24 protein-coding genes are annotated in these 25137 nt (G+C 28.2%); 10 read left to right on the plus strand and 14 right to left on the minus strand.

What is annotated here, in order from left to right; genetic code table 11:
• The first annotated feature begins 16 nt into the window (after nucleotides 1-16).
• From msrA to VP90_RS04160, 4 genes are read left to right on the plus strand one after another with little or no spacing between them, the layout of a single operon-like run.
• Nucleotides 17-460 (plus strand): peptide-methionine (S)-S-oxide reductase MsrA, encoded by a 444-nt coding sequence (gene msrA, locus VP90_RS04145; RefSeq protein ID WP_262589844.1) that lies wholly within the window; start codon nucleotides 17-19, stop codon nucleotides 458-460.
• Between the two features lies 1 nt (nucleotide 461).
• The gene (locus tag VP90_RS04150) at nucleotides 462-1274 is read left to right on the plus strand and encodes a rhodanese-like domain-containing protein (protein WP_262589845.1); all 813 of its coding nucleotides are present in this window, start codon (nucleotides 462-464) and stop codon (nucleotides 1272-1274) included.
• 3 nt (nucleotides 1275-1277) lie between these two features.
• A complete protein-coding gene (locus VP90_RS04155) occupies nucleotides 1278-2273 on the plus strand; it encodes an efflux RND transporter periplasmic adaptor subunit (RefSeq protein ID WP_262589846.1) in 996 nt (331 codons plus the stop codon).
• A 4-nt stretch (nucleotides 2274-2277) separates the two neighbouring features.
• Nucleotides 2278-5400, plus strand: a complete 3123-nt coding sequence (locus tag VP90_RS04160; protein ID WP_262589847.1) for an efflux RND transporter permease subunit — start codon at nucleotides 2278-2280, stop codon at nucleotides 5398-5400.
• Here the strand turns inward: VP90_RS04160 and VP90_RS04165 are convergent.
• Together VP90_RS04165 and VP90_RS04170 are read right to left on the minus strand one after the other, a co-directional pair.
• On the minus strand, nucleotides 5397-5990 hold the full coding sequence (locus VP90_RS04165) for a lytic transglycosylase (RefSeq protein WP_262589848.1): 594 nt from the start codon (nucleotides 5988-5990) through the stop codon (nucleotides 5397-5399). The genes VP90_RS04160 and VP90_RS04165 overlap by 4 nt on opposite strands.
• Nucleotides 5971-6366, minus strand: coding sequence for a hypothetical protein (locus tag VP90_RS04170; protein WP_262589849.1), 396 nt, complete (start codon nucleotides 6364-6366; stop codon nucleotides 5971-5973). The genes VP90_RS04165 and VP90_RS04170 overlap by 20 nt, the downstream gene beginning before the upstream one ends.
• A gap of 45 nt (nucleotides 6367-6411) precedes the next feature.
• Here VP90_RS04170 and VP90_RS04175 point away from each other — a divergent pair, with 45 nt between their 5' ends.
• On the plus strand, nucleotides 6412-7122 hold the full coding sequence (locus VP90_RS04175) for a 2,3-bisphosphoglycerate-dependent phosphoglycerate mutase (RefSeq protein ID WP_262589850.1): 711 nt from the start codon (nucleotides 6412-6414) through the stop codon (nucleotides 7120-7122).
• On the opposite strand, the gene VP90_RS04180 is transcribed toward VP90_RS04175, so the two are convergent.
• The 7 genes from VP90_RS04180 to polA are packed head-to-tail and all read right to left on the minus strand — an operon-like array spanning nucleotide 7100 to nucleotide 15590.
• The gene (locus VP90_RS04180; RefSeq protein ID WP_262589851.1) at nucleotides 7100-7789 is read right to left on the minus strand and encodes a sugar phosphate nucleotidyltransferase; all 690 of its coding nucleotides are present in this window, start codon (nucleotides 7787-7789) and stop codon (nucleotides 7100-7102) included. The two genes, VP90_RS04175 and VP90_RS04180, sit on opposite strands and share 23 nt — an antisense overlap.
• 3 nt (nucleotides 7790-7792) lie before the next feature.
• Nucleotides 7793-8734: a phosphotransferase gene (locus VP90_RS04185; RefSeq protein WP_262589852.1), complete on the minus strand. Its 942-nt coding sequence runs from the start codon at nucleotides 8732-8734 to the stop codon at nucleotides 7793-7795.
• 12 nt (nucleotides 8735-8746) lie between these two features.
• On the minus strand, nucleotides 8747-9199 hold the full coding sequence (gene tsaE / locus VP90_RS04190) for a tRNA (adenosine(37)-N6)-threonylcarbamoyltransferase complex ATPase subunit type 1 TsaE (RefSeq protein ID WP_262589853.1): 453 nt from the start codon (nucleotides 9197-9199) through the stop codon (nucleotides 8747-8749).
• Complete coding sequence (ahcY, locus tag VP90_RS04195) at nucleotides 9183-10469, minus strand: adenosylhomocysteinase (protein WP_262589854.1); 1287 nt, start codon at nucleotides 10467-10469, stop codon at nucleotides 9183-9185. The genes tsaE and ahcY overlap by 17 nt, the downstream gene beginning before the upstream one ends.
• Nucleotides 10470-10511: 42 nt before the next feature.
• Nucleotides 10512-12053 carry a sensor histidine kinase gene (locus VP90_RS04200; RefSeq protein WP_262589855.1) on the minus strand — a complete coding sequence of 514 codons (1542 nt, stop codon included), beginning with the start codon at nucleotides 12051-12053 and terminating at the stop codon, nucleotides 10512-10514.
• Nucleotides 12053-12760, minus strand: a complete 708-nt coding sequence (locus VP90_RS04205; protein WP_262589856.1) for a response regulator transcription factor — start codon at nucleotides 12758-12760, stop codon at nucleotides 12053-12055. Before VP90_RS04205 ends, VP90_RS04200 begins: the two co-directional genes overlap by 1 nt.
• Nucleotides 12761-12815: 55 nt before the next feature.
• The gene (gene polA, locus VP90_RS04210; protein ID WP_262589857.1) at nucleotides 12816-15590 is read right to left on the minus strand and encodes a DNA polymerase I; all 2775 of its coding nucleotides are present in this window, start codon (nucleotides 15588-15590) and stop codon (nucleotides 12816-12818) included.
• Between the two features lie 111 nt (nucleotides 15591-15701).
• On the opposite strand from polA, the gene VP90_RS04215 reads away from it, so the two are divergent.
• The gene (locus VP90_RS04215; RefSeq protein WP_262589858.1) at nucleotides 15702-16253 is read left to right on the plus strand and encodes a biotin transporter BioY; all 552 of its coding nucleotides are present in this window, start codon (nucleotides 15702-15704) and stop codon (nucleotides 16251-16253) included.
• Here the strand turns inward: VP90_RS04215 and VP90_RS04220 are convergent.
• On the minus strand, nucleotides 16246-16809 hold the full coding sequence (locus tag VP90_RS04220) for an ActR/PrrA/RegA family redox response regulator transcription factor (protein ID WP_262589859.1): 564 nt from the start codon (nucleotides 16807-16809) through the stop codon (nucleotides 16246-16248). The genes VP90_RS04215 and VP90_RS04220 overlap by 8 nt on opposite strands.
• 165 nt (nucleotides 16810-16974) lie before the next feature.
• Here VP90_RS04220 and VP90_RS04225 point away from each other — a divergent pair, with 165 nt between their 5' ends.
• The 3 genes from VP90_RS04225 to speB are packed head-to-tail and all read left to right on the plus strand — an operon-like array spanning nucleotide 16975 to nucleotide 20080.
• Nucleotides 16975-18159 carry a type III PLP-dependent enzyme gene (locus tag VP90_RS04225; RefSeq protein WP_262589860.1) on the plus strand — a complete coding sequence of 395 codons (1185 nt, stop codon included), beginning with the start codon at nucleotides 16975-16977 and terminating at the stop codon, nucleotides 18157-18159.
• The gene (locus VP90_RS04230) at nucleotides 18159-19202 is read left to right on the plus strand and encodes a 1,9-bis(guanidino)-5-aza-nonane synthase (protein WP_262589861.1); all 1044 of its coding nucleotides are present in this window, start codon (nucleotides 18159-18161) and stop codon (nucleotides 19200-19202) included. The genes VP90_RS04225 and VP90_RS04230 overlap by 1 nt, the downstream gene beginning before the upstream one ends.
• Before the next feature lie 2 nt (nucleotides 19203-19204).
• Nucleotides 19205-20080, plus strand: coding sequence for an agmatinase (speB, locus tag VP90_RS04235; protein ID WP_262589862.1), 876 nt, complete (start codon nucleotides 19205-19207; stop codon nucleotides 20078-20080).
• Here the strand turns inward: speB and VP90_RS04240 are convergent.
• Genes VP90_RS04240 through VP90_RS04255 form a run of 4 tightly spaced genes read right to left on the minus strand, consistent with a single transcriptional unit; the run spans nucleotide 20077 to nucleotide 23609 of the window.
• On the minus strand, nucleotides 20077-20631 hold the full coding sequence (locus VP90_RS04240; protein WP_262589863.1) for a queuosine precursor transporter: 555 nt from the start codon (nucleotides 20629-20631) through the stop codon (nucleotides 20077-20079). The two genes, speB and VP90_RS04240, sit on opposite strands and share 4 nt — an antisense overlap.
• Nucleotides 20631-20942: a 50S ribosomal protein L28 gene (gene rpmB, locus VP90_RS04245; protein WP_075506505.1), complete on the minus strand. Its 312-nt coding sequence runs from the start codon at nucleotides 20940-20942 to the stop codon at nucleotides 20631-20633. Before rpmB ends, VP90_RS04240 begins: the two co-directional genes overlap by 1 nt.
• A 52-nt stretch (nucleotides 20943-20994) precedes the next feature.
• Nucleotides 20995-22047, minus strand: a complete 1053-nt coding sequence (locus tag VP90_RS04250) for a quinone-dependent dihydroorotate dehydrogenase (protein ID WP_262589864.1) — start codon at nucleotides 22045-22047, stop codon at nucleotides 20995-20997.
• Nucleotides 22047-23609, minus strand: coding sequence for a lysine--tRNA ligase (locus VP90_RS04255; RefSeq protein WP_262589865.1), 1563 nt, complete (start codon nucleotides 23607-23609; stop codon nucleotides 22047-22049). Before VP90_RS04255 ends, VP90_RS04250 begins: the two co-directional genes overlap by 1 nt.
• An 87-nt stretch (nucleotides 23610-23696) precedes the next feature.
• Here VP90_RS04255 and VP90_RS04260 point away from each other — a divergent pair, with 87 nt between their 5' ends.
• A complete protein-coding gene (locus VP90_RS04260; RefSeq protein ID WP_262589866.1) occupies nucleotides 23697-25136 on the plus strand; it encodes a TrkH family potassium uptake protein in 1440 nt (479 codons plus the stop codon).
• The last annotated feature ends 1 nt before the right edge of the window (nucleotide 25137 follow it).

Consider the following 25137-nt stretch of genomic DNA (forward strand, 5'->3'; position numbering starts at 1 on the left):
ATTAAGGTATTTATCAATGGAAATAGCAATTTTAGGGTTAGGATGTTTTTGGGGACCAGAAATAAAGTTCAGCAAACTTGATGGTATCGCAAAAACAGAAGTAGGATATTGTGGAGGCAACTCTGACAAAACAAATTATAAAGAAGTTTGTTCTGGTACAACCAATCATGCTGAGGTAGTTAAGTTGGAATTTGATCCAAATATAATTTCTTACGAAAATATTCTTGAACATTTTTTTAAATTTCATGACCCCACTACATTAAATTCTCAAGGGCCTGACTTTGGTACTCAGTATAGAAGTGAAATTTTTTATACAAACGATGATCAAAAAACTATTGCACAAAAGATGGTAGAAAAAGAAAATATTAAACTATCTGGCAAAGTAGTCACAAAAATTTCATTAAATAAAAACTATTGTACAGCAGAAGAGTATCACCAAAAGTATCTGGAAAAGAGATAATATGTCATTGGTTGATACAGATTGGCTAGAGAAAAATCTCGACAAAGTTAAGATAATTGATTGTTCTTGGCATATGCCTGCTGAAAATAGAGATGCTCAAGATGAATTTGATAAAGAGCATATCCCAAATGCTATTTTTTTTGATTTGGATAAAAATTCAAAACAAGACACAGACCTTCCTCATATGCTTCCAAGCTTAGAGGCTTGGAATGAAATAATTTCAGGCTTAGGAATTTCAAATGATGATCAAATTGTAATTTATGATAATTCAAATGTTATAAGTTCATGCAGAGGTTGGTATAATTTCATTTATTTTGGTCATGATCCAAAATTGATTAATGTTCTTGATGGTGGTTTTAAAAAATGGAAAAGTGAAAATAAAAAGACCTCAACTATTTCAGCAAATTTAGATAAATCTAACTATGAGGGTAATGAATTATCTAAACTTGTAAAAAATAAAGTCTTAATTGATCAAAATATTTCTAAAAAAGAATTCAAAGTAGTAGATGCGCGAAGTAGACAAAGATTTGAAGGTAAAGCTCCAGATCCAAGAAAAAATGTAAGAAGTGGTTCTATTCCAAATTCGGTATGTTTACCTTTTGTAGAGGTAATAAATGAAAATAAGACTTTTAAAAATAAAGAGGATTTAAATAAATTATTTCAAGAAATATCAAGAAATTTTGAGGAAAATTTAGTTTTTTCTTGTGGATCTGGTGTTACTGCTTGTGTTTTAGCGCTTGCATATTCTTTAGTTAATACTAAATATCTGCCAACCATCTATGACGGATCTTGGTCAGAATATGGAAAAATTTAAATTATGAAAACATCAACTAAAATCACGAGTATAATCGTCATCTTCTTTTTAATTATTGCCATAGTGATTGTTGGTAGAACAATGATTGGAAATCATTTTAAGAAAAAATTTAGTAAAAGACCTCCTCCTGGAATAATAGTGACCACAACACAAGAGAGAACTTTTGAAAATGTTATAAGTACATACGGAACAGCAGCACCAGTTAAAACTCAGTCATTTAAGGTAGAAAAGTATGAGATATTAAAGCCGATAGATTTTAATAAAAAAGCTAAAAAAGGTGATGTTGTTGCTAATCTTAAGAATAGGAAAATTATTGCTCAATTTGATGGGGTTATTGGAAAAAGAGAATTTTCTGAGGATTTAGAAGTATCAAAATCTTCTTTATTAATTAATTTAGAAGATACTAGCTCACTGTATTGTGATGTTGATATACCAGAAATTTTTGTTCCATTTATAAAAGTTGGTTTACCTGTTGATATAAAGTTTTCTGGATATAAAAATAAAATTTATAAAGGTGAAGTTGACTCCTTCGCAAGCAGAATAAGTCAAGACACCAGATCATTAGCTACAAGAATAAAAATGGATAATAAATCTGGAGAAATTTTACCAGGTTCATTTTTAGAAATTTCAATTAAATACAATGTTAGAGATGGTTTAAGTGCACCTGACACAAGCACAATAGTCGAAGGTGAAAATATATTTATTTATAAAGTGGATGAGAAAAACAAAGTAATGAAAACAAATGTTACTGTAGGTGATAGATATTTAGGATTTGTAGAAATTTTAGATGGATTAAATAAAGGAGATAAGATTGTTGCTGAAGGCACAAAAAAAGTTAGACCAAATTTAACGATCAGACCTATAGAAAAAGGTGCAAAGAAAAAACAAGGAAATTCTGGGTGGGGTAAAAAAAAGGGATCCAAAAAAGCTGAGGAAAAAAAAGGTAAATTTGATTGGCTAAAAAATATTTTTAAAAAATCTGAAAAAGAAAAAAAATAATTAAATGTATATAACCGAAGTTAGTATTAAACGACCTGTTGTTGCTTGGGTAATGTCTTTAATTCTAATTATTTTTGGAATATTTGTTTTTGCGGAGCTACCAGTTCGAGAACTTCCAGATGGAATACAGCCTCCAGTAGTTCAAGTTCAAACTGATTATAAATCAGCGTCAGCAGAAATTGTTGATGAAGAAATAACTCAAAAACTTGAAGATGTTATAGGTGGTGCAGAAGGTATTAAAAACATCGACTCTAGTTCTTTGAATGGACGAAGCAGAATTAATATACAATTTAATACAGATATTGATTTAGACGATGCAGCGAATGATATTAGAGAAAGAGTTGCTCGTGTTGTTGACAATTTACCTAGCGAGTCTAATCCACCCCAAATTCTAAAACAAGCAGCAGGTTTCACAACTACAATGTGGGTAGCACTAACATCTCCTACGTGGGATGATCTTGATCTTGGAGATTATGCTGAAAGATATCTGATAGATGCTTTTTCAAGTGTTCCAAATGTTGGAAGGATTTTAGTTGGTGGACTAAGAGAGCTTAGTGTAAGAGTTTGGATAGACCCTATCAAATTAGCAGCCAATAACCTTACAATTCAAGAGGTTGAAAGAGCTTTAAGAAATGAAAATCTTAATATTCCTGCTGGTACATTAGAAGCAAATAATAAAGATTTAACTTTAAATATAGATAAGTCTTATTCAAACATAGATACTATAAAGCAACTTCCTCTTAGAAAAAATAAAGACAAAGTAGTAATACTTTCTGATGTTGCTAATATAGAATTTGGACCTGTTTCAGAGAAAACTTTATTCAAAGCACAAAGTAAAAATGCACTCAACTTGAAAACTGTAGGAATTGGCATATACGCTAAAAGTGGCGCTTCAACAGTAGAGTTATCAAACCAAATTAAAGCTAAAATAAAAGAACTAAATAAATCACTTCCAGATGGTCTAAGTTTAGAGATAGCATTTAATAGAGCAACATATATTGGTGCTGCAATCGAAGAAGTTTATAAAAGTTTAATTATTGCTTTTGTTTTAGTAGTTTTAATCATTTATCTTTTTCTTGGAAATCTTAAAGCAGTAATTGTACCAGCTGTAGCTCTTCCTGTTAGTTTAATTGGATCATTTCTTGGATTATACATTTTTGATCTCTCTATAAATATTTTTGTATTATTAAGTTTTATTTTAGCAATAGGAATAATTACTGATGACTCTGTAATTATGACAGATGCTATTTATACCAGAATAGAAAACGGTGAAACACCACTAGTTGCTGCTTATAAAGGTTCTAAGCAAATTACTTTTGCTATTATTGCAACTACTTTAATTTTAATTGCAGTGTTTTTACCCCTTATATTTATTAAAGGAATATCTGGAACTTTATTTAAAGAGACTGCCATAGCACTATCATTTTCAATTGTAGTATCATCCTTTGTTGCATTAACTCTATCTCCAATGCTTGGAAGTAAGTTTTTAAATAAAAAAGAAAAAGTAAATTTTTTAGTTAAAAAATTTAATAATAAATTTAAATCTTTTACTGAATTTTATATTAATTCACTTAAGTACTGGATAAATAGACAAAAAACTATTTCAATATTTATAATTTTTATAATAGCAGCATCTGCTTATCTTTTTAATTTCTCAAAAAAAGAATTGCTACCTATGGAAGATAGAGGTTCTTATTTGATAATAGGTTCAACAGATGAAGGTAGTTCATTTGAATATACTCAAGAGAAGGCTCAGATAATTGAAGGAAGAATTTTAAGATTGTTGCAAGCTGAAGATAGCCCATATGAAAGACTAATCATGAGAGTTCCTGGATTTGGAAGATCTGCAACATCTTACAATACTTTTATAATCATTGCTTTACTTGATGAATGGAAAAACAGAGAAAAAAATAGTCAAACTGTATTAAGGGAAGCTATTGGACAAGTAGTTTCAGTTCCAGAAACGTTTGCATTTCCAATATCTCCGCAAGGAATAAGAGTTTCAAACTACAATAAACCAGTTCAGATGGTTATTTATGGGACAAGCTATGAAGAATTAGAAGATATTCAAAATAGTGTTCTAAGAGAGTTAAGAAAAAATAGAAATATGTTCAGAATTGAAAGTGATTACACAAAAAATAAACCTGAAGTTAAATTAATCACAAACAAAAATCGAGCTAATGACCTAGGTGTCTCTACAGAAAATATAGGTAGAACTCTCGAAACACTTTATGGAGGAAAAAGAGTTACTTCATTTAGTAAAGAAGGAAGAGAATACCCAATAATCTTACAACAATATTTAGCTGATAGACGTGATCAAGACGGATTGTCAAAAATATTTGTAAGATCTGAAACAACAGGAAAATTAGTTTCAATAGCTAGTCTTGTTGAATTTGAAGAAAAAGGAACTGCAGAGGCACTACCAAGATATAATCGACAAAGAGCTGTTACAATTTCAGCTGCACTATCAGAAAATTACACACTAACTGAAGCAGTTAAATATTTAGAAGATGTAATGATAAAAGTTGCCCCTCAAAACCAAATTACTTGGAAAGGAAAATCAGAAGAATTGAAAGAAACTACAAACGAAATTTATTTAATTTTTGCTCTAGCTTTGTTGACTGCATATTTAGTAATGGCAGCAACATTTAACTCTTTTGTTCACCCTTTCATAATTATTTTGACAGTTCCTTTAGCTGTATTTGGAGGTCTAGTATTTATTTTATTCTTAAATAGTTCAGTAAATATATTTTCACAAATTGCCCTGATTATTCTTATTGGTATTTCAACGAAGAATAGTATTTTGATCGTTGATTACGCAAACCAAATAAGAACAACAGGTGTTAAAATTCAAGATGCAGTATTGAAAGCATGTAAGCTGAGAATAAGACCTATAATAATGACATCATTAAGTACTATGATTGCAATGATACCTTTGGTTGTCGGAAATATAGGTCCTGGCGCTGGAGAAGGATCAAGATTAGCAGTTGGAGCAACTATTTTAGGTGGAATGATTATATCAACATTCTTTACTCTATATGTAACTCCTACAATGTATTTAGCATTAGCAAAAAATACTAAGCGTATTGATGCCGTAGATATAGAGCTAAAAAAACAATTAAATTAAAAAATAATATACTTACTTGTAGTTAATTTATTTTTACAATCTGATAATTGTTTTTTGTAAATATTAGACTGTTTCTCAACTCTTTTAGCTAAATTAATAACCATATTATTTCTTTTATAATTCTTATAATTCCCCCACCCTTCATGGTAAGCAATATATTGTCTAAAAGCATCTTTCTTTGAAACCTTTAAAATTTTCTCAGTTTTGTTTGTGTACCAACCAATAAAATCTACACTATCTTTAAATCTTGTCCTTGTTGCAAATTTATTTCCTGTTTCTTCTTTGTATTGTTTCCAAGTACCTTTGACTGCTTGAGAATATCCAAAAGAACTAGAAGGTCTTTTGTAAGGGATAACTTTAAATATTTTTTGTCTAGGAGGTTTTGCCAACCAATCAAAGCTAGATTCCATCTTTATTATAGCTAATTGTAAATACACAGGTGTGCCCCACTTTGCTTCTGTTTTCTTAGCATGCTTATACCACAGATATCTTTCATTAAATATTGAGCAACCATCAGATACATTTTTTGGTATTGATGAGCAGCCAGATAAAAATAAAATAAATATAAAGCTAATTTTTAAAATTTTCATATTTTTTTAAAAAAAAAACAAAAGTCATTACTATAATAACACCCAAGAAATTTCCAAATAAATCAGGAAATTCAAAACTTCTATCTGGAATTATATAGTGAAAGAGTTCTAAAATTATCGAAAGTAAAATTAAATAAATACTTAATTTTTTTAATTGAATTTTTTTTCTATAAGTTAAAAAACCTAATAATGAAAGCAAGAAAAAAGCATATAAATGGTTGGTCGAAATTATAAAATCAGGTGTAATTTGTGGTTGTTTTTTACAATCACCATACAAAATACATCCTAAAAAACTTCCAGGAAATAAATACAAAAAAATTAGTACGAAATTTAATAAATAAAAAATAAATTTATATCTTGAAAATATATTAGTCATTAATGTAATAGTTTTATTTATCAAATTGATCTAAAAGATAAACAAATGAGTTATTTAATCTTAGTAAGGCACGGTCAAAGTGTTTGGAATTTAGAAAAAAAATTCACTGGTTGGGTAGATGTTGATTTAACAGAAAATGGTAAATCAGAAGCAAAAAAAGCGGGTGAATTAATTAATAAAAATAATTTAAAAATAGATCTTTATTTCTCATCTGTTCAATTAAGAGCCAAAAATACACTAAAAATTATCCAAAATGAGTTAAAGGATGATAAATCTCCTACTCAAGCATGGGAACTAAACGAAAGACATTATGGTGCACTTACTGGTCTTAATAAAGATGAAATGAAATTAAAACTAGGTGATGATAAAGTTCATCAATTTAGAAGATCGTGGGATTTAAGACCTGATCCTCTAAACAAAGAAAACCCATATCATCCATCAAATATAGAAATTTATAAGAATATTCCTCAAGATAAAATACCTAGTACAGAGTCTCTTAAAGATACTTATGAAAGAGCAATAGAATTTTATAAAAAAAAAATTGAAGTCATAAATGATAAAAATGTACTAATATCTGCGCATGGAAATTCAATTAGAGCTCTTTGCAAGTACCTATTTAATTTAGATAATGATTTTATTTCAAAATTAGAAATACCAACAGGTAATCCTTTGGTAATTGAGCTAAATAATGAGAAAAAAGCTATAAGTGCTAAATATTTAGACTCAGATAGAGCTAAAGATCTTTTAGTTTTTTGAAAATTTCTAAATTAGTTAGATGATAAAAATTTTGTTTGCTTTCATATCCATGTAAATCTTTGGTATCAATCAATTTGTTCCAAATTTTAGAGATTGAAAACTTTTCATTAGTTTCATTTTTAAACAAATTTTTACTCAATATCTGACAGCCGATGTAAATGTAATTTTTATCTAATTCCTTAGTAATAAGGTTATTTTCTAAATTGAAATCACCATTTAAATTTTTATCAAAACTTAAATTTTTATTTACTAATAAAAGAATATTTTTTAATTTTTCACTAAAATAGAATTCTTCCATTTTATTAATTTCATCAAAATACTCTTTTGTCCAAACAGTGTCAGGATTAAAAACTATAAAATCATCTTCATTAGAATGTTTAATTAAATTTAAAATACCACCTCCAGTATCTAGAATATCTTTTCCATCTTCTATAATTTCAATATCAATATCAAAATTGTTATCTTTAAAAAATTTTGAAAAATGATCTTTTAAATAAAATGAATTTATTAAAATTTTATTAATACCCAAACTTTTAATCAATTGGATACATTTTTCTAACATTGTTACATTATGTAACTCTAATAATGGTTTGGGTGTATCTAATGTTATTGGGTTTAATCTTTTTCCATATCCTGCACATAATATTAACGCTGTATTTATTTTCATAATTTAATTGATAAATTTTGGAAAATTATTTTTTAATAATAATTTTAAATCCATAAAAATCTTATTCTGTTTTAATCTGTAATCTATCATTTCCCATGCATAAGGGATTAATTGAATATATTTTTTTTTATTATCTCTATAAGCAAGCCTTGTAAAAATTCCAATGATTTTTAAATTTCTTAGAACTGATAGTATTTCAAAGTCTTGTTTAAATTTAATTAAGTTAATTTTCTTATTGGTTTTTATGTAATAATCAAAAATCTTTTTTTTTAATCTGTTATTGGATTTAAATCTAACATCATCTATCAATGATGCTAAATCATAAGCTTTATTTCCAATAATAGCGTCTTGATTGTCAATTAAGCTAATTTGATTTTTAAAATACATTAAATTTGAAACATGAAAATCCCTATGTACAAAAGTAACGTTTTTATTATTAAGTTTAGATAATAATTTATTTATCTCGTTTTTAAATTTTTTTTTGAATAAAGATTTATTTTTATTTAATTTTTTTTCGACATACCAATCACTAAAAAGTTTTGCTTCATTATATAAAATTTTATTTTTATATAATTCAAGTTTATAATTTTGATTTAAAAAATTTTTTATCTTTTTAGTTTTTATACTTTGTAATTTATTCAATATATGAATAATATTTTTAAAAAATGAATACTTATTTTTCTTTTTATTTTTTAAAATTTTAAATAATGAGACATTTCCGAAATCCTGAATTTCAATGAAGTTTTTTTTATAATTATGGCAAATCAGATTTGGTGCAGAAATTTTATTTTTTATTAAAATTTTGTTGACCGCATCATAAATTAATAAATTTTTCTTTTTTTCTTTTTTTGCATAAACAACTATAGAGTTATTTTTTTTACTTCTATAAAAAGTTCTGAATGATGCATCTCCTTTAATTTTTTGTAAATCTTTTGAAATTTTCATTCTAGTCTATTCTTAATCAATACCTGTGATTTCAACACTTCTATTATTTAGCTCATTTTCATAGTTAAATCTTAATACAATAATTTTTTCCTGAATATCTTTAACTAACTCTGGCCACTCAACAAAAGTAATTAAATTATTATCTTTTTCAAATATATTTAGATCATTAGTATCTCTTTTATTTTTAATCCTAAATAAATCGTAATGTTTTATCTTCTTAGAACCTACTTGATATTCATTTAATAAATTAAATGTTGGACTTGAAACTTCTGTAATTGGAAAATCTGAACTTTTTTGAAATTCATTAATCAAATATTTTATAAATGTAGTTTTGCCTACACCCATTTCACCATACAAAAATATAATTTCTCCACCTTGCAAAAAATTTTTAAAACTTTCTGCTAAAACTTTTGTTGTTTCTTCTGAACTTATATCGATCTTGCTATTTTTAATAGCGATAGGCATCTGGTTTGAATGGGCCTTCTGTTCCAACACTTATGTAATCAGCTTGTTCTTTTGATAATTTTGTTAATTTAGCCCCAACTTTTTTTAAATGTAATGTGGCTACTTTTTCATCCAAATGTTTTGGTAAAACGTAAACTTTGTTTTCATAATTTTTATGATTATGCCAAAGTTCTATTTGAGCAATTACCTGGTTGGTAAAAGATGCACTCATTACAAAACTTGGGTGTCCAGTTGCACATCCTAGATTAACTAATCTTCCCTCAGCCAAAAGAATAATTCTTTTTCTACTTGGCAATTCAATTTCATGTACCTGTGGCTTAACTTCTGTCCATTTATAATTTTTCAATGCCTCAACTTGAATTTCATTGTCGAAATGTCCAATATTGCATAAGATTGCTCTATCTTTCATATCTCTCATATGATCAGCTGTAACTATATCTTTATTTCCAGTTGCTGTAACAACTATGTCTGCTCTACTAATAGCTTCTTCCATTAAAACTACTTCATAACCTTCCATAGCTGCCTGAAGTGCACATATAGGATCTGCTTCTGTAACAAGAACTCTAGCACCACTTTGTCTTAGAGATGCAGCACTTCCTTTTCCAACGTCGCCAAAACCAGCAACTATTGCAATTTTACCCGACATCATAACATCAGTAGCTCTTCTGATACCGTCAACTAAACTTTCTCTACATCCATATAAGTTATCAAATTTAGATTTGGTTACAGAGTCATTAACGTTTATTGCAGGAACTAATAGAGAATTGTCTTTCTCCATTTTATTTAACGCTTTAATTCCAGTTGTAGTCTCCTCTGAAACACCTTTTATATCTTTCATTAAATCTTTGTATTCATTGTGTATGATGGCAGTTAAATCTCCCCCATCATCTAATAACATGTTGGGTTTCCAATCAGGTTTTCCAACTATTGTTTGTTTAATACACCATAAGTACTCTTCTTCTGTTTCACCTTTCCAGGCATAAACAGGAATTCCAGCTTTTGCTATTGCTGCTGCTGCATGGTCTTGTGTAGAAAATATATTACAAGATGACCATCTTACTTCTGCTCCAAGATCTACCAATGTCTCAATTAGGACTGCTGTTTGAATAGTCATATGAAGACATCCAATAATTCTAGCACCTTTTAAAGGTTTTTCTTTTGAATACTCTTCTCTTAATGCCATTAAACCCGGCATTTCGCTTTCTGCGATAGAAATTTCTTTTCTTCCAAATTCAGCTTGGGAAATATCTTTTACTTTAAAATCATCCATAGCGAGCTTTATACATTTAAGTTCTATTTTATCAACTAAAGATTACAAACTAGGAAATTGTATTTCTATCAATGCTCCTTGCTTATCTAGCCTATTAGATGCTTCGATTTTTCCATCATGAAGTTGGACTAAATTTTTTACAATATTCAGACCTAATCCTGAATGCTCACCAAAATTTTCTGGTCTATTGCTGTAAAAACGGTTAAAAATTTTTGTAGTATCTTTCTCTTTAAATCCCTGTCCTTCATCTAAAATTTTAACTGTAACTTTTTTTTCTAATCCATTTGAAACGTTTACAGTTACCTTGCTACCATCGTCACTAAATGAAATAGAATTATCTAATAAATTTGCAACGATTTGTTCAATCCTATTTTCAATTCCATTAATTAGATACTCTGACTTTCCATCGTTTTGATAGTTTATACTTATATTTTTTTTGAATTTATAAATGTTATTATAATCATCAACAACAGATTGAATAATTGGTTGTATATCTAATTTTTTCATTTGCTCTTTACTAAGAGCAACTTCATCTTTCAACATTTGTGAATAATCTGTGATTAATCTTTCAATTCTTTGTACATCGTGGGTAAGAATATCTAAAAGCTTATTCTGTTGATTTATATCTTTTGTATCTTTTAAAATTTCTGATGCACTTTTTAAAGATGCTAGAGGATTTCTTATTTCATGCACTAAGTCTGTTGAAAAATTTTCTGCATGAGAAATTCGTTTTTGTAATTCATTAGTCATATCCTCCATAGAATTAGATAATAATCCTAATTCGTCATTTCTATTCTTCAAATTTTCAATTCCTGTTTTACCAGGATTTTTTTCTTTTACTCTGATTGTGTATCCAACTAAATTTTGAATTGGTTTAATAAAATATCTACTAAGTACAAAAGAAAAAATTAAAATTACAAAACCAACTGATATTGCCGTTCTAATTACAAATGCTCTTCTTTCATCTATAGCTGTTTTAATTTCATTTGCGTTCTCAGAGATAACTATGAAACCTAAATCATTTTCATCACTTTTTACATTTTTTACTGTTGTAACTTTAAATTGATTTAAATTATCTTCTGTAAAAGTATAATAATTTCCATAGTTATCTGAATTGTTATACCTTTCTAACAAATCTTTAAATGAAGCTTTTGTTTCATTATTTTGAAAAGAATTATTTTCTTTGTTTTCATCTTCCTTAACTTCATCACTTAAACTTTCAAATTCAATTTTATCTAATCGTGTTGAAAAAGATCGTGGATCAAGATCTAAAGTATCGGTATCACCAATTAATTCTAATTCTTTATCAAAGAAAATAACTCTGTCTAAATTTTGAAAAATAAATCTTGTAGAAAATAAAAATTTTCTAATATCATTTTCCTGAAATTTTATATTTAATCTTTTAATATTATCAGTCGTATTATTAATAATATTAATATGATCTTCAGATTTTTTTTTTAATAAACTTGGTTCAATATTCGTAAGATAAGTAAGTGTAAATAAACCAATAATTGTAAATATTACAAAGTTTATGAAAAGAAATTTTTTAAGTATAGAAAGTGTCTTTAAGTATTTACTAAACATCAGCTAACATTCCATCTATATCCACTACCATATCTAGTTTCAATAGCTGAAAAATCAGGATCTACTTTTTTGAATTTTTTTCTTATTCTTTTCACGTGACTATCAATAGTTCTATCTTCAATATCCGTATCTTCTCTGTAAGCAATGTCCATTAGTTGGGCTCTTTCTTTGATGATCCCAGGCCTTTTTGCCAATTCTTTAACAATTAAAAACTCAGTAGTTGTTAATTTATCTGGTAACTGTTTGCCATTCCACTCACATTCAAGCTGAGATGGGTCAAGTTTTAATCTACCATGTGAAATTAAGCTTTTATTTTCTTCTAATGAATTGTTTGAATCTTTTTTTCTTAATTGAACTCTTATTCTTTCAATCAAAACTTTAATTGAAAATCCTCCAGATTTTTTTACAAAATCATCTGCACCTAATTTTAATCCAAGTAACTCATCAATTTCATCATCCTTAGATGTTAAAAATATTACAGGCAGAGAGGTTTTTTTTCGTAATTTTTTTAATAATTCTTCTCCATCCATTTTTGGCATTTTAATATCAATGACTGCTAAGTCAGGTGGCATTCTAGTAAGACCGATTAATGCACTCTCTCCATCAATATATGTTTGAACTTTGAATCCCTCTTTTTCTAAGGCAATACTAAGACTAGTTAGTATGTTTCTGTCATCATCAATTAAAGCTATAGTTTGTGTTTGCATTTTTATGTTTTATATAAAAATATTAAATTGTTCTAAATTAGGCAATCGAATATAATTAGTGAAGCATTCCCCAATTATCACCAACATTTACATCAACTGTTAAAGGGGTAGAAAAGGAATGATAATCACTTTGAGTAACACTGGTCATCTCATTCTGTATTAACTTGACCATTGCCTTTTCCTCTTTTTTTGGGACTTCAAAAATAAGCTCGTCGTGTATTTGAAGAAGTATTTTTGATTTCAAATTTTTTTCTTCATTTAATTTTTTATGTAATCTGATCATTGCTAACCTCATAACTTCAGATGCTGACCCTTGTATTGGAGCATTAATTGCTGCTCTCTCTTGAAAATTTCTTACATTAAAATTTTTATCATTTATTCCATTAAAATGAGATCTTCTTCCGAATATGTTATTTACATAGCCACTTTTTCTACAAAACTTAATTGTGCTATCCATATAAAATTTAATTTCGGGAAATTTAGCAAAATAAGCATTAAGAAATTCTTCTGCTTCATAATTAGAAACATTTATTTGTTTGGCTAAACCATACTGAGAAATTCCATAAATTATTCCAAAGTTAATTGCTTTAGCCTTCCTTCTGTGATCTTGATTTACCTTTTTGATATCAATATTAAATATTTGGCTAGCCGTTAATGAGTGAATATCCTCGTTATTTTTAAAAGCTTTTTTAAGTTCTTTAACATCTGCAAGGTCTGCTAAAATTCTCATCTCAATTTGATTATAGTCTGCTGATATCAATAAATGATCTTTTTTAGCCTTAAACGCTTTTCTTATATCTTTTCCATCTTCAGATTTAATTGGAATATTTTGCAAATTTGGATCACTTGAGGCCAATCTGCCTGTTGTTGTTGCTGCCAATAAAAAAGATGTATGAACCCTTTTTGTATTTGGATTAATATGCTCTGGCAAAGCATCGGAGTAAGTATTTTTTAATTTTGAAACCTGTCTCCAATCTAATACTAATTTTGGAAATTCATGACCTTTGAAGGCTAAATCTTCTAAAACACTTGCGCTTGTTGCAAAACTTCCCTTTTTTGTTTTTTTTGTCCCTGTAATCTTAAGATCATTATAAATAATTTCTCCTAATTGTTTTGGTGAAGCAATGTTAAATTCTTTCTTTGAAATCTTGAAAACTTCTTTTTCAATTTTTTTAATTTTCTTATCAAATTTAGAGGAAAGAGAATTTAAAAATTTACTATCTACTTCAACACCTTCAATTTCCATAAATGCGAGTATTTTAATTAGTGGTTTTTCAAAAATCTCATAGATATTAAATAATTTTTCAGATTTTAAACTTTTGACAAATTTTTTATATAACCTGAAGGTAACGTCTGCATCTTCTGCTGCGTAATTTTTTGCTGTTTCTAATTCTACTTCACTAAAATTTATTTCTTTTTTGCCAGTACCAACAATTTCTTTAAATGAAATTGTTTTATGTCCAAGATGGATATCCGAAAGGGTGTCCATGTTATGTCTGTTCTTTCCAGCATCCAAAACATAGGACATAAGCATGGTATCTTCCATTGATGAAAGTGAAATGCCAAGTTTGTAGAGAACTATAAAATCAAATTTAATATTTTGACCAATTTTTTTAACACTTGGATCCTCTAATAAATTTTTTAATTTATTGATAACACTATCTTTATTTAAACAATCCTGAGATTTATGACCAACTGGGATATAACAAGCTTTTCCAATTTTTGAACAAAGTGAAATTCCAACTAAATCAGCCTGATGGGGATCTAACGAACTTGTCTCTGTATCGACAGCAACTTCCCCCACTTCCTCTGCTTCTTCTATCCACTCATCAATTTCATCAATATCCGTAATTAGATGATAGTCTTTATTATTTATTGGTTTTTGTTTTTCAGTAGATTTTAAATTATTTTCAGATCCAGATAACTTTGGTTCACCATAAGCTGAAATTGCAGAACTTAATAATCTATTAAATTCCATTTCTCTTAAAAATTTATACAGTTTATCTTTATCAACCTCTTTGAGTTTAAATTCTGTTAAGTTTTTATTTACTGGAGACTTGTTGTCTAGAGTCACAAGTTTTTTACTAATTAAAGCTTTATCTTTATTCTCTATTAAAGTTTCTCTTCTTTTGTTCTGTTTAATCTCATGGGCAGAGTCTAATAATTTTTCTAGATTGCCATACTTATTAATTAATTCTGCGGCTGTTTTCACTCCTATTCCTGGAACACCAGGTACATTGTCACTACTATCGCCTGCTAAAGATTGAACATCTATAACTTTTGAAGCATCAACACCAAACTTTTTAATCACATCGTCCTCTGTGATAAATTTATTTTTCATGGGATCAAAAATTCGAACGCCTTTTTTATAAAGCTGCATTAAATCTTTGTCGGATGAAACGATTGTAACTTTAGCTCCTTTTTTAAGAATTTGATCAACATATGTGGCTATTAAATCGTCAGCTTCATAGTTTGGTAAATCCACAGAAGGTAAATTAAATGCTAAAACTGATTTTCTAATATATTCAAATTGAGGTGCCAAATCATCAGGGGCTTCAGATCGATTTGCTTTATAATCACTATAAATTTCATTTCTAAAGGTCTTTCTGGCTGAGTCAAAAATTACTGCAAAATGAGTTGGTTTTTGTAAATTTTGATCAGATTTTGAATCCTCTAATAATTTAAACAACATGCTACAAAATCCACTAACAGCACCTGTAGGTAGCCCATCACTTTTTCTAGTTAATGGTGGTAGGGCATAATAAGCTCTAAAAATATAGCCAGAGCCATCAATTAAATAAAAATGATCTGTTTTTTGTATTTTATTCATGAGGATTAACAAATATTACATTGCTAACAATTTCTGTATATAAAAAAATAAAATTAAATCTTAAGGCTAATATAGCTAGATTATTTTTTATATTTTGAGTATTATTTTAATATGGAACTTACAAAAAACTTAACACAAACAAAAATCATAAAATCTTTATTAGCAGTAATTCTAGGTTCAATTGCTTTAACTATTTCTGCAAAAATTAAGATTCCATTTTATCCAGTTCCAATGACAATGCAGACATTTGTTGTGTTATTCTTAGGTGTAAGCTTAGGTTATAAAATTGGTTTAGCTTCTGTAGGCTTGTATTTGTTAGAGGGTATTGTAGGATTACCAGTATTTTCAAACTCCCCAGAAAAAGGAGTTGGTATAGTCTATTTTACTGGTCCAACGATGGGATATTTAATTGGTTTTTTAACTGCTTGTTATTTAGCATCAAAAATTAATACAAAAGATAGTTTAATAAATATTTTAACTAAATTAGTTATTGCAACCTCTACGATTTATATCTTGGGTTTAATATGGCTAGGTACTTTAATTGGTTGGGATAAACCAATATTCTCACTAGGTGCAAAACCTTTTTTATTAGCAGAATTATTTAAAATTATTATTTTAGCTTTAGTTACTAAACAAATAATTAAAATTAGAAATATTATCTAGGAGATCTTTTAGATAGAATTCTTTGAAGAGTCCTTCTATGCATCTTCAATCTTCGAGCTGTTTCGGAAACATTCCTATTACATAATTCAAATACTCTATGGATATGTTCCCATTTAACTCTATCAGCTGACATTGGATTTTCTGGTGGTGCTGCTTTTTTAGCTGGATCTGCCAACAATGCTTTTTCCACATCTTCTGCATCTGCTGGTTTTGCTAAGTAATCAATCGCGCCTTCTTTAATTGCAGCAACTGCAGTTGGAATATTTCCATACCCAGTTAACATAATAATTCGGCTTTCATTGTTTGAAGATTGAATTTCTTTGACGACCTCAAGACCATTACCGTCTCCAAGTCTTAAATCTACAACCGCAAAACCTGGTTTTTTACTTTTTACAGACTCAATACCTTTTTTTACACTCTCAGCTTGAAAAACTTCAAAGCCCTTTTTTTCCATCGCTCTTGCAAGTCTTTCTCTAAAAGGATTATCGTCATCTGCAATTAGAAGCGATTTATTTTCAAAATCACTTAAATTTTGTAATTTGGCTTCGCTTTTCATCACCCACATATGGGGTCTAAATCTAATATTACAATACATGAAAAATACGCATATCAGGCTTGAATTATTTACTTTACATTGCCTACGTTTACTTTATATGCCTCAAATTATTAAAGTTTTATTAAAAACTTTTTTTTATTAAATTTTTTTTTGGAGGCATATGAAATGCAAAAATTTAAGTCAGTTGAAGAACTTATAAATCAGCTGAAACCTGAAAAGCCTGTTTATTGTATTAGGAAGAAATCCATAGAGTCTTCGGTTAAATTTTTCTTAGATAAATTCCCTGGAAAAATATTATATGCAGTTAAAACAAACCCACATCCTGAAGTTATTCAAACTATTTTAAATAATGGTGTAAACCAATTTGATGTTGCCTCGATAGAGGAAATTAAGGCCATAAGAAAAATAACTCAAAATGCAAAATGTTCTTACATGCATACAGTAAAAAGTAGAGAAAGTATAAAAGAGGCCTATTTTAATTATGGTGTAAAAACCTTCTCATTAGATACAAAAGAAGAGTTAATTAAAATTATTGAAAGCACAAATAATGCAAAAGATTTAGAATTATTTGTAAGAGTTGCTGTTTCAAATGAGCATGCTGAAATTGATTTATCTAAAAAATTTGGAGCACTAACATCTGAAGCTGTGGGATTGCTAAGATTAGTAAAACAATATGCAAAAAAAATTGGATTAAGTTTCCATGTTGGATCACAGTGTATGCACCCAATTTCATACGCTAAAGGTATAAATGAGATTGGGAATATAATTAAAAAAACAAAAATAATACCTAATACAATAAATGTTGGTGGTGGATTTCCAACAATTTATCCAGATTTAATTCCTCAATCATTAGATGAATACTTCAATGAAATTAAAAAAAGTTTATCTAATTTAAAATTAGAAAAGTTACCAGAGATAATTTGTGAACCAGGAAGAGCATTGGTTGCAGAAAGTGGTTCAACAATTGTTAAAGTTAATTTAAGAAAAAAACAAAAACTTTATATAAACGATGGAACATATGGAACCTTATTTGATGCAGGGACACCTAACATAGTTTATCCATCTAAAATGATTAAAGAAAATTCAAATAAAATAATCTCAAAAAAAATGACTGCTTTTGATTTCTTTGGTCCTACTTGCGATAGCATGGATTATATGAAAGGACCTTTTGTATTACCAAATAATATTAAGGAAAATGATTACATAGAACTTGGTCAACTTGGAGCATATGGATTAACTTTTAGAACACAATTCAATGGTTACTATTCAGATGAAATTTATGAAGTTGAAGATAAACCAATAATGTCAATGTATGAAAAAGACGTTAACAGCGCTCATATGGTTGCTTAATGCCAGACCAAAAAAATCCAGGACATAACAGTAAAAGAGATTTTTTAAAAAATCCTGTCGAACATATAGATATTACTTCATTTGACTCTAGAACAATTATTTCTTCAATGGAGAAAATGTCATTTGTATCTAGAGAAACTGCAAATGCAGCGAACATTTACAACGAAATGCTTAAAGATAAGGAATGTACAATTTTTCTTACTTTAGCAGGATCAACATCTGCAGCAGGATGTATGAATATTTATAAAGATCTTGTTAAATACAATATGGTTGATGCAATTGTAGCAACAGGGGCATCAATTGTAGATATGGATTTTTTTGAAGCTCTTGGATTTAAACATTATCAGGGATCTCAATTTCAAGATGATACTGAATTAAGAGACAACTATATTGATAGAATTTACGACACATATATCGACGAAGAAGAGCTTCAAATGTGTGATAAAATTATTTGCGAAATAGCAGATACTTTAGAACCAAGAAGTTATACTTCGAGAGAGTTTATTTTAGAAATGGGAAAATATTTAAAAAAAAATTCAAAAAAGAAAGACTCTTTAATTGAAACAGCTTTCGATAATAATGTTCCAATTTTTTGTCCAGCTTTCACAGATTCAAGCGCAGGTTTTGGTCTTGTAATGCATCAAGAAAAAAATCCAAAAAAACATATGACTATAGACTCAGTTAGAGAATTTAGAGAACTAACTGAAATTAAAATCAAATCAAAAGGTTCTGGTTTATTTATGATTGGTGGAGGAGTTCCTAAAAATTTTATTCAAGACACTGTTATTTGTGCTGAGCTTCTTGGTAAAAATGTAGATATGCATAAGTATGCTGTACAAATTACAGTTGCTGATAGTAGAGATGGTGCATGTAGTAGTTCTACTTTAAAAGAAGCAAGTTCTTGGGGCAAAGTGGATATCACTAAAGAACAAATGGTATTTGCTGAAGCAACAAGTGTATTGCCATTAATAGCTAGCGATGCTTACCACAAAGGTGAGTGGAAAAATAGAGAACGAAAAAACTTCTCAAAATTATTTATATAAAATTGAAATATTTATCAAACAAACATGGTTTCTTAGGAATTGATAATACATTCAACTTCAAAGAAAAAGTAGTAGTTGTTCCATTTGGACTTGAAAAAACAGTTAGTTATGGTGGTGGAACAAAAAATGGACCAAAAGAAATTATCAAAGCTTCTCACCAAGTTGAACTTTATGATGAGGAACTAAATTGTGAACCTTACAAAAAAATAGGTATCAAGACATTAAAACCATTCAAAATTGATAAAAATATCAAAGTAGCATTAAATAAAATTTCTAAAATCAATGGGGAAATTTTAAATAAAAAACTATTTCCAATGACTTTTGGTGGAGAACATTCAATTACACCAGGATGCATTGTTCCTTTTACAAAGAAATATAAAAATATTTGTCTTTTACATTTTGATGCGCACGCAGATTTACGTGAAAGTTATAATGGTGAAAAATTTTCACACGCATCGGCAATAAGAAGGTGTTTAGATTATAAAAATGTGTCTTTAATTTCTTTTGGAATTAGAAATATATCAGAAAGTGAGATTCCATTTTTGAAAAAAAATTCAAATAGAATAGATATCTTCTGGGCAAAAGATAAAAAAAAATGGAATTTAAATAAATTTAAAAAATTGATAAAAAATAAGACTGTTTACTTAACGTTTGATGTAGATGGATTAGATTCAAGCATTATGCCTGCTACCGGAACACCTGAACCAGGTGGATTGTTGTGGGACGAGACATTAGAGATAATTAGAGTTGCAGCAAAAAATTCAAATATAGTTGGAGCTGACATTAATGAACTTTCTCCAATTAAAGGATTTAACTCCTATAATTTTCTTGTTGCTAAATTAGCTTATAAAATTTTGTCTTATAAATTTTTGTATTAGACTTTAATTGGCTTAAATATTTTTAATAACATTCTAAATGGTATTAACATTATCAGTGCTACCAATAACTTAACACCTAAATCACCTAAGGACAAAGTTACCCAAGGAACTCCTGTTCCATAAAATGATATTGAGAAAAATAAAAAAGTATCAATAGTTGAGCCAATTAATGATGAAGTTAGAGGTGCAACAAACCACTGTTTTTTTCTTAAACGATCAAATATTTGAATATCTAGCAATTGGGCTGTAAGGAAAGCAATTCCAGATCCAACTGCAATTCTTATAGAAATTAAATCTTCGAAGTTTGTTGAGAAAAATAGAGTAAAAATAATTCCTATAAAAAAACCAAAATAAACTATTTTTCTCGCAATTATTTTTCCATAAGATCTATTTGCTAAGTCAGTTATCAAAAAAGCTACAGGATAACTAAAAGCTCCATAAGTAAGAATTTCATTTAATCCATAATAATTTATTGGAAATTGAACAAGATAGTTTGAGGATAAAACAACCACACCCATCATTAAAGATAGGCTGATAAAAAATTTATTCATTAAGCAGATTTAGCTACTGGCTTTTTTTTATATGGCGATTTTAATAAAATAACTTTTTTAAGTTTTTTTAATCTTGGTGAAATATTTTTATTTTTTACAGTTTTTAAGAACTCGTCAAAACTACCTTTTTTATCAACTGATCTTACTCCTGAATTACTAACAGTTAGTTTCAAACTTCTTCCAGCAAGCTCACTTGTAAATTTTACTTTTTTTAAATTGGGTAAAAATCTTCTTTTAGTCTTATTGTTAGCATGACTAACATTATGACCTTTCATAGGAATTTTACCAGTTAGTTCGCATTTTTTCGACATAATTTCAGTGACTATATAAGGGGAGATATTAAGGGCGTCAAGTTTATTAAAATTAAGAAAAAGTTTTATTTCCAACGATTTCTGAAATATTTTTCACCCCATCTCTAAGAAATAATTCTTTTAGCTCTTTTTTAATGTTTGCAGCAATGTTAGGTCCTTGAAATACCATTCCGGTATACAATTGAATATAATCTGCCCCTGACAAAAATTTATCATATGCAGACTTTCCTGAGTCTATACCTCCTACCCCAATTATTTTAATTCTACCATTTAACAATTTAAAGAATTGATTAATGAGTAAATTTGATTTTTGTTCAATCGGCTTTCCTGATAAGCCTCCTTTTTGATAACGTTGAATATTTTTTAAATCATCCCTAGTACTTTCTGATGTATTTGAAATAATTATTGCAGATATTTCATTTTCTAAAAGAATCTCTGATATTAATTCGATTTGCTTTAAATCAATGTCTGGAGAAATTTTAACTACGATTGGAATGTCAGTTTTCAATTCATTTTTCTTATCTTTAATTGATTTTAATAATTCTTTTAATTTATTTCCATCATGAAAATTTCTTAAATTTTCAGTATTAGGAGAAGAAATATTTATTGTAATATAATCAGCAACTTCATAAAATTTTTCTAATCCAATTAAATAATCATTCAATCGATTATCAGAGTCTTTATTTGGTCCAACATTTACTCCAAGTATTCCAATTTTTTTATTTGATTTTATTCTATTTAAAATAGTTTCAGATCCTTGATTGTTGAATCCCAGTCTATTAATTAACGCTTGATCTTCAACTAATCTAAATACTCTTGGCTTTTCATTGCCATATTGTTTTAAAGGAGTAACAGTTCCAACTTCAACAAAACCAAATCCCAATTTAAACAAAGGATTGTAAACTTCTGCATTTTTGTCAAAACCAGCAGCTATTCCTATTGGATTACTTAAATCTTTGCCAAATATTTGTGTTCTAAAAATAGGATCATTTTTATTTTCATCAAATACATTTGATACTAAATTAAATTTTAAAGATTGAATTGCTAGAGTATGCGCTTTTTCTGGATCTAATTTGAAAATTAAAGATCTTAAATTTGAATACATTATTTGAGTTTACTCATTATAAGGTCTTTTGTTTCATTAACACCAAAAAAACTTATAAAAAATCCCATTCTTGGTCCATTTTCATCACCAAAAACTACCTCATAAATAAGTTTAAACCAATCTCTTAAATTTTCAGCATAACCATTTTCTTTTCCAGTAGAATAAATCAAAGTTTGAATTTCCTCTGGTGACATCTGATCATTGCATTTTGCTAAAGTTGAAATTAAAGCTTCAAGAGCTTTTTTTTCATCTTCAGAAGGTGTTTTGTATTTTTTTTGAGACTTAATTACATCATTAAAATATTTAATTGCGTAACCTACTAATCCATCAAAAATAGGAAAATTAGTTTCTTCAATATTGGGTTTGTATTTTTTTACAAATTTCCATAATAAATCTTTACTATCTGCATTACTTGTTTCAACTAAGTTCAATAACATTGAAAAACTCATAATCATGTCTTCTTTTGGAATACTCCCATTGTGGACATGCCACACTGGATTCATTACTAATTGCTGCTCAGTCTGTTTTTTAGATTTTTCAATGTTATCCAAATATTCATCTACTGCTTTTGGAACTATTTCTTTATAAAGTTTTTTAGCTCTTTTTGGATTTTGATACATATATAGAGATAAACTTTCTGGTGAAGCATACTTCAACCATTGATCAATAGTTATTCCATTACCTTTAGATTTTGAAATTTTCTCACCTTTTTCATCTAAAAAAAGTTCATATGCAAATCCTGATGGATTCTTTTTACCTAACAAATTAATGATTTTTGTAGATAAAATTGCACTTTCAATCAAATCCTTACCATACATTTCAAAATCAACATCTAAAGCAAACCATCTCATTGCCCAATCTACTTTCCATTGTAATTTACAATTTCCGTCTAAAATACTGCTCTCTAATTTTTTACCTTTATTATCGAATATTATTTTAGAATTAGACTGATCAATTTCTATAACAGGTATCTCCAAAACATGACCTGTGTCAGGACATACTGGTAAAAAAGGACTGTATGTTTTTTGTCTTTCTTTTCCTAGTGTTGGTAAAATAATATTCATTATTCCTTCATAATTTTCTAAAATGATTTTCAAAGTAGGATTAAAAAATCCTGCCTTGTACAAAGATGTGGAACTTTTAAAATTATATTTAAAATTAAAACTGTTTAAAAAATCCTTCAGCATTTCATTATTATGTTCTCCAAAACTATTAAATTTTTGAAAAGGATCAGGTACTTGTGTTAAAGGTTTGTGAAGGTTTTGTTGCAACAATTCTTGGTTAGGAACATTATCTGGAACTTTTCTTAAGCCATCCATGTCATCTGAAAATGTAATAATTTCTGTTGGTAAATCTGTGAGTTGATTAAGTGCATTAACCATCATTGAAGTTCGTGCAACTTCTCCGAAAGTTCCTATATGAGGTAATCCACTTGGACCATATCCTGTTTGGAGAGTAATCTTACCTTTTTTTTCAATAAAAGCTTTTCTTTCACGAAGCATTTTTTTAGCTTCAACAAAAGGCCAAGCACTTGTCTTTTCTAGGACATCTTTTTTAATCATGAATTGCTCTTTTTAACCTTAAACTAGTGATTATATTAATTCTTATAGAGTTGAAATTTATTTACCATAAAATATTGTTCTTTCAAAATGTCTAATTACAAAACTGTTTTTTTTACGCTTGGAATTCTGCAAATAATATTGGGTGTATCAATGTTCATCCCAATTATAGTACAATTCTTTTACTCAGAGATAGACTCATCTTTCTTTGGCTCATCTATTGTAACCATAATCTTTGGAACTTTATTTTTTTTATCAAATTTAGATCACGATAAAAAACTTAATCTACAACAAGCTTTCTTATTAACTGCACTATCTTGGATTAGTATTGCAGTATTTGGATCTTTACCTTTTGTATTCTCTAGTATTGAGCTTTCAATTACAGACTCTTTTTTTGAAAGTATGTCAGGAATTACTACAACTGGATCTACAATTATTTCAGATTTAGAGAACGCACCAAAAGGCCTTCTTTTATGGAGAGCTATTTTACAATGGCTAGGTGGAATTGGAATAATTGTAATGGCGATTACTTTAATGCCTATAATGAATGTTGGAGGTATGCAATTATTTAAAATTTCAAGTAATGACTCTTCAGAAAAAATACTCCCTAAGTCAAAAGAAATAGCACTTAGACTAATTTATATTTACTCAGGATTAACAGGCCTTTGTGCAGTCACTTATTGGATATTTGGTATGGGTAAATTTGACAGCTTAACCCACTCAATGACTACAATTGCTACTGGAGGCTTTTCTAACTACAATGAGTCAATTGGTTACTTTAATAGCTTGCCAATTGAGATTTCATCAATGTTTTTTATTATATTGGGAAGTATTCCTTTTATTGCTTACATTAAATTTATAAGTGGAAACAAAAAAATTTTTTTAAATGATATTCAAATCAAAACCTTTTTAAAAATTATAATATTCACTGTTATAATTTTATCTATTTACTTATTATTTTCTAACCAAGAAAACTTTAGTTTAAGATCAATATTTTTTAATACTATATCAATCCTGAGTGGTACTGGTTATGTAAACGCAGAATTTGATAAATGGGGCAGTTTTCCTATAACCCTGTTTCTTGCACTGATGTTTATAGGTGGATGCGCGGGTTCTACAGCTTGTGGTGTAAAAATATTTAGAATTCAAATTCTTTATCTATTTATTCTAAACCAATTAAAAAAAATAATTTATCCTAAAGGGGTATTTGTAATTAAGTATGATCAAAGTGCAGTTGATGAAAAGTTTATAGCTTCAATTATTTCATTTATTTATTTTTATATCGTAATATTTTTTGTTCTTACTACATTGTTATCCTTAACTGGTTTAGATTTTATTACCGCCATCTCAGGTGCTGCTACATCTATTTCAAATGTTGGACCTGGTCTGGGTCCAATAATTGGCCCAAATGGAGATTTTTCTTCATTACCAGATCTTTCTAAATGGATTTTAACAGTTGGCATGATTTTGGGTAGACTTGAGCTATTTGCAATATTAGTATTATTTTTACCATCATTTTGGAAAAATTAAT

The sequence above is a fragment of the Candidatus Pelagibacter ubique HIMB140 genome, assembly GCF_025558165.1.
Taxonomy (GTDB): Bacteria; Pseudomonadota; Alphaproteobacteria; order Pelagibacterales; family Pelagibacteraceae; genus Pelagibacter; species Pelagibacter ubique_T.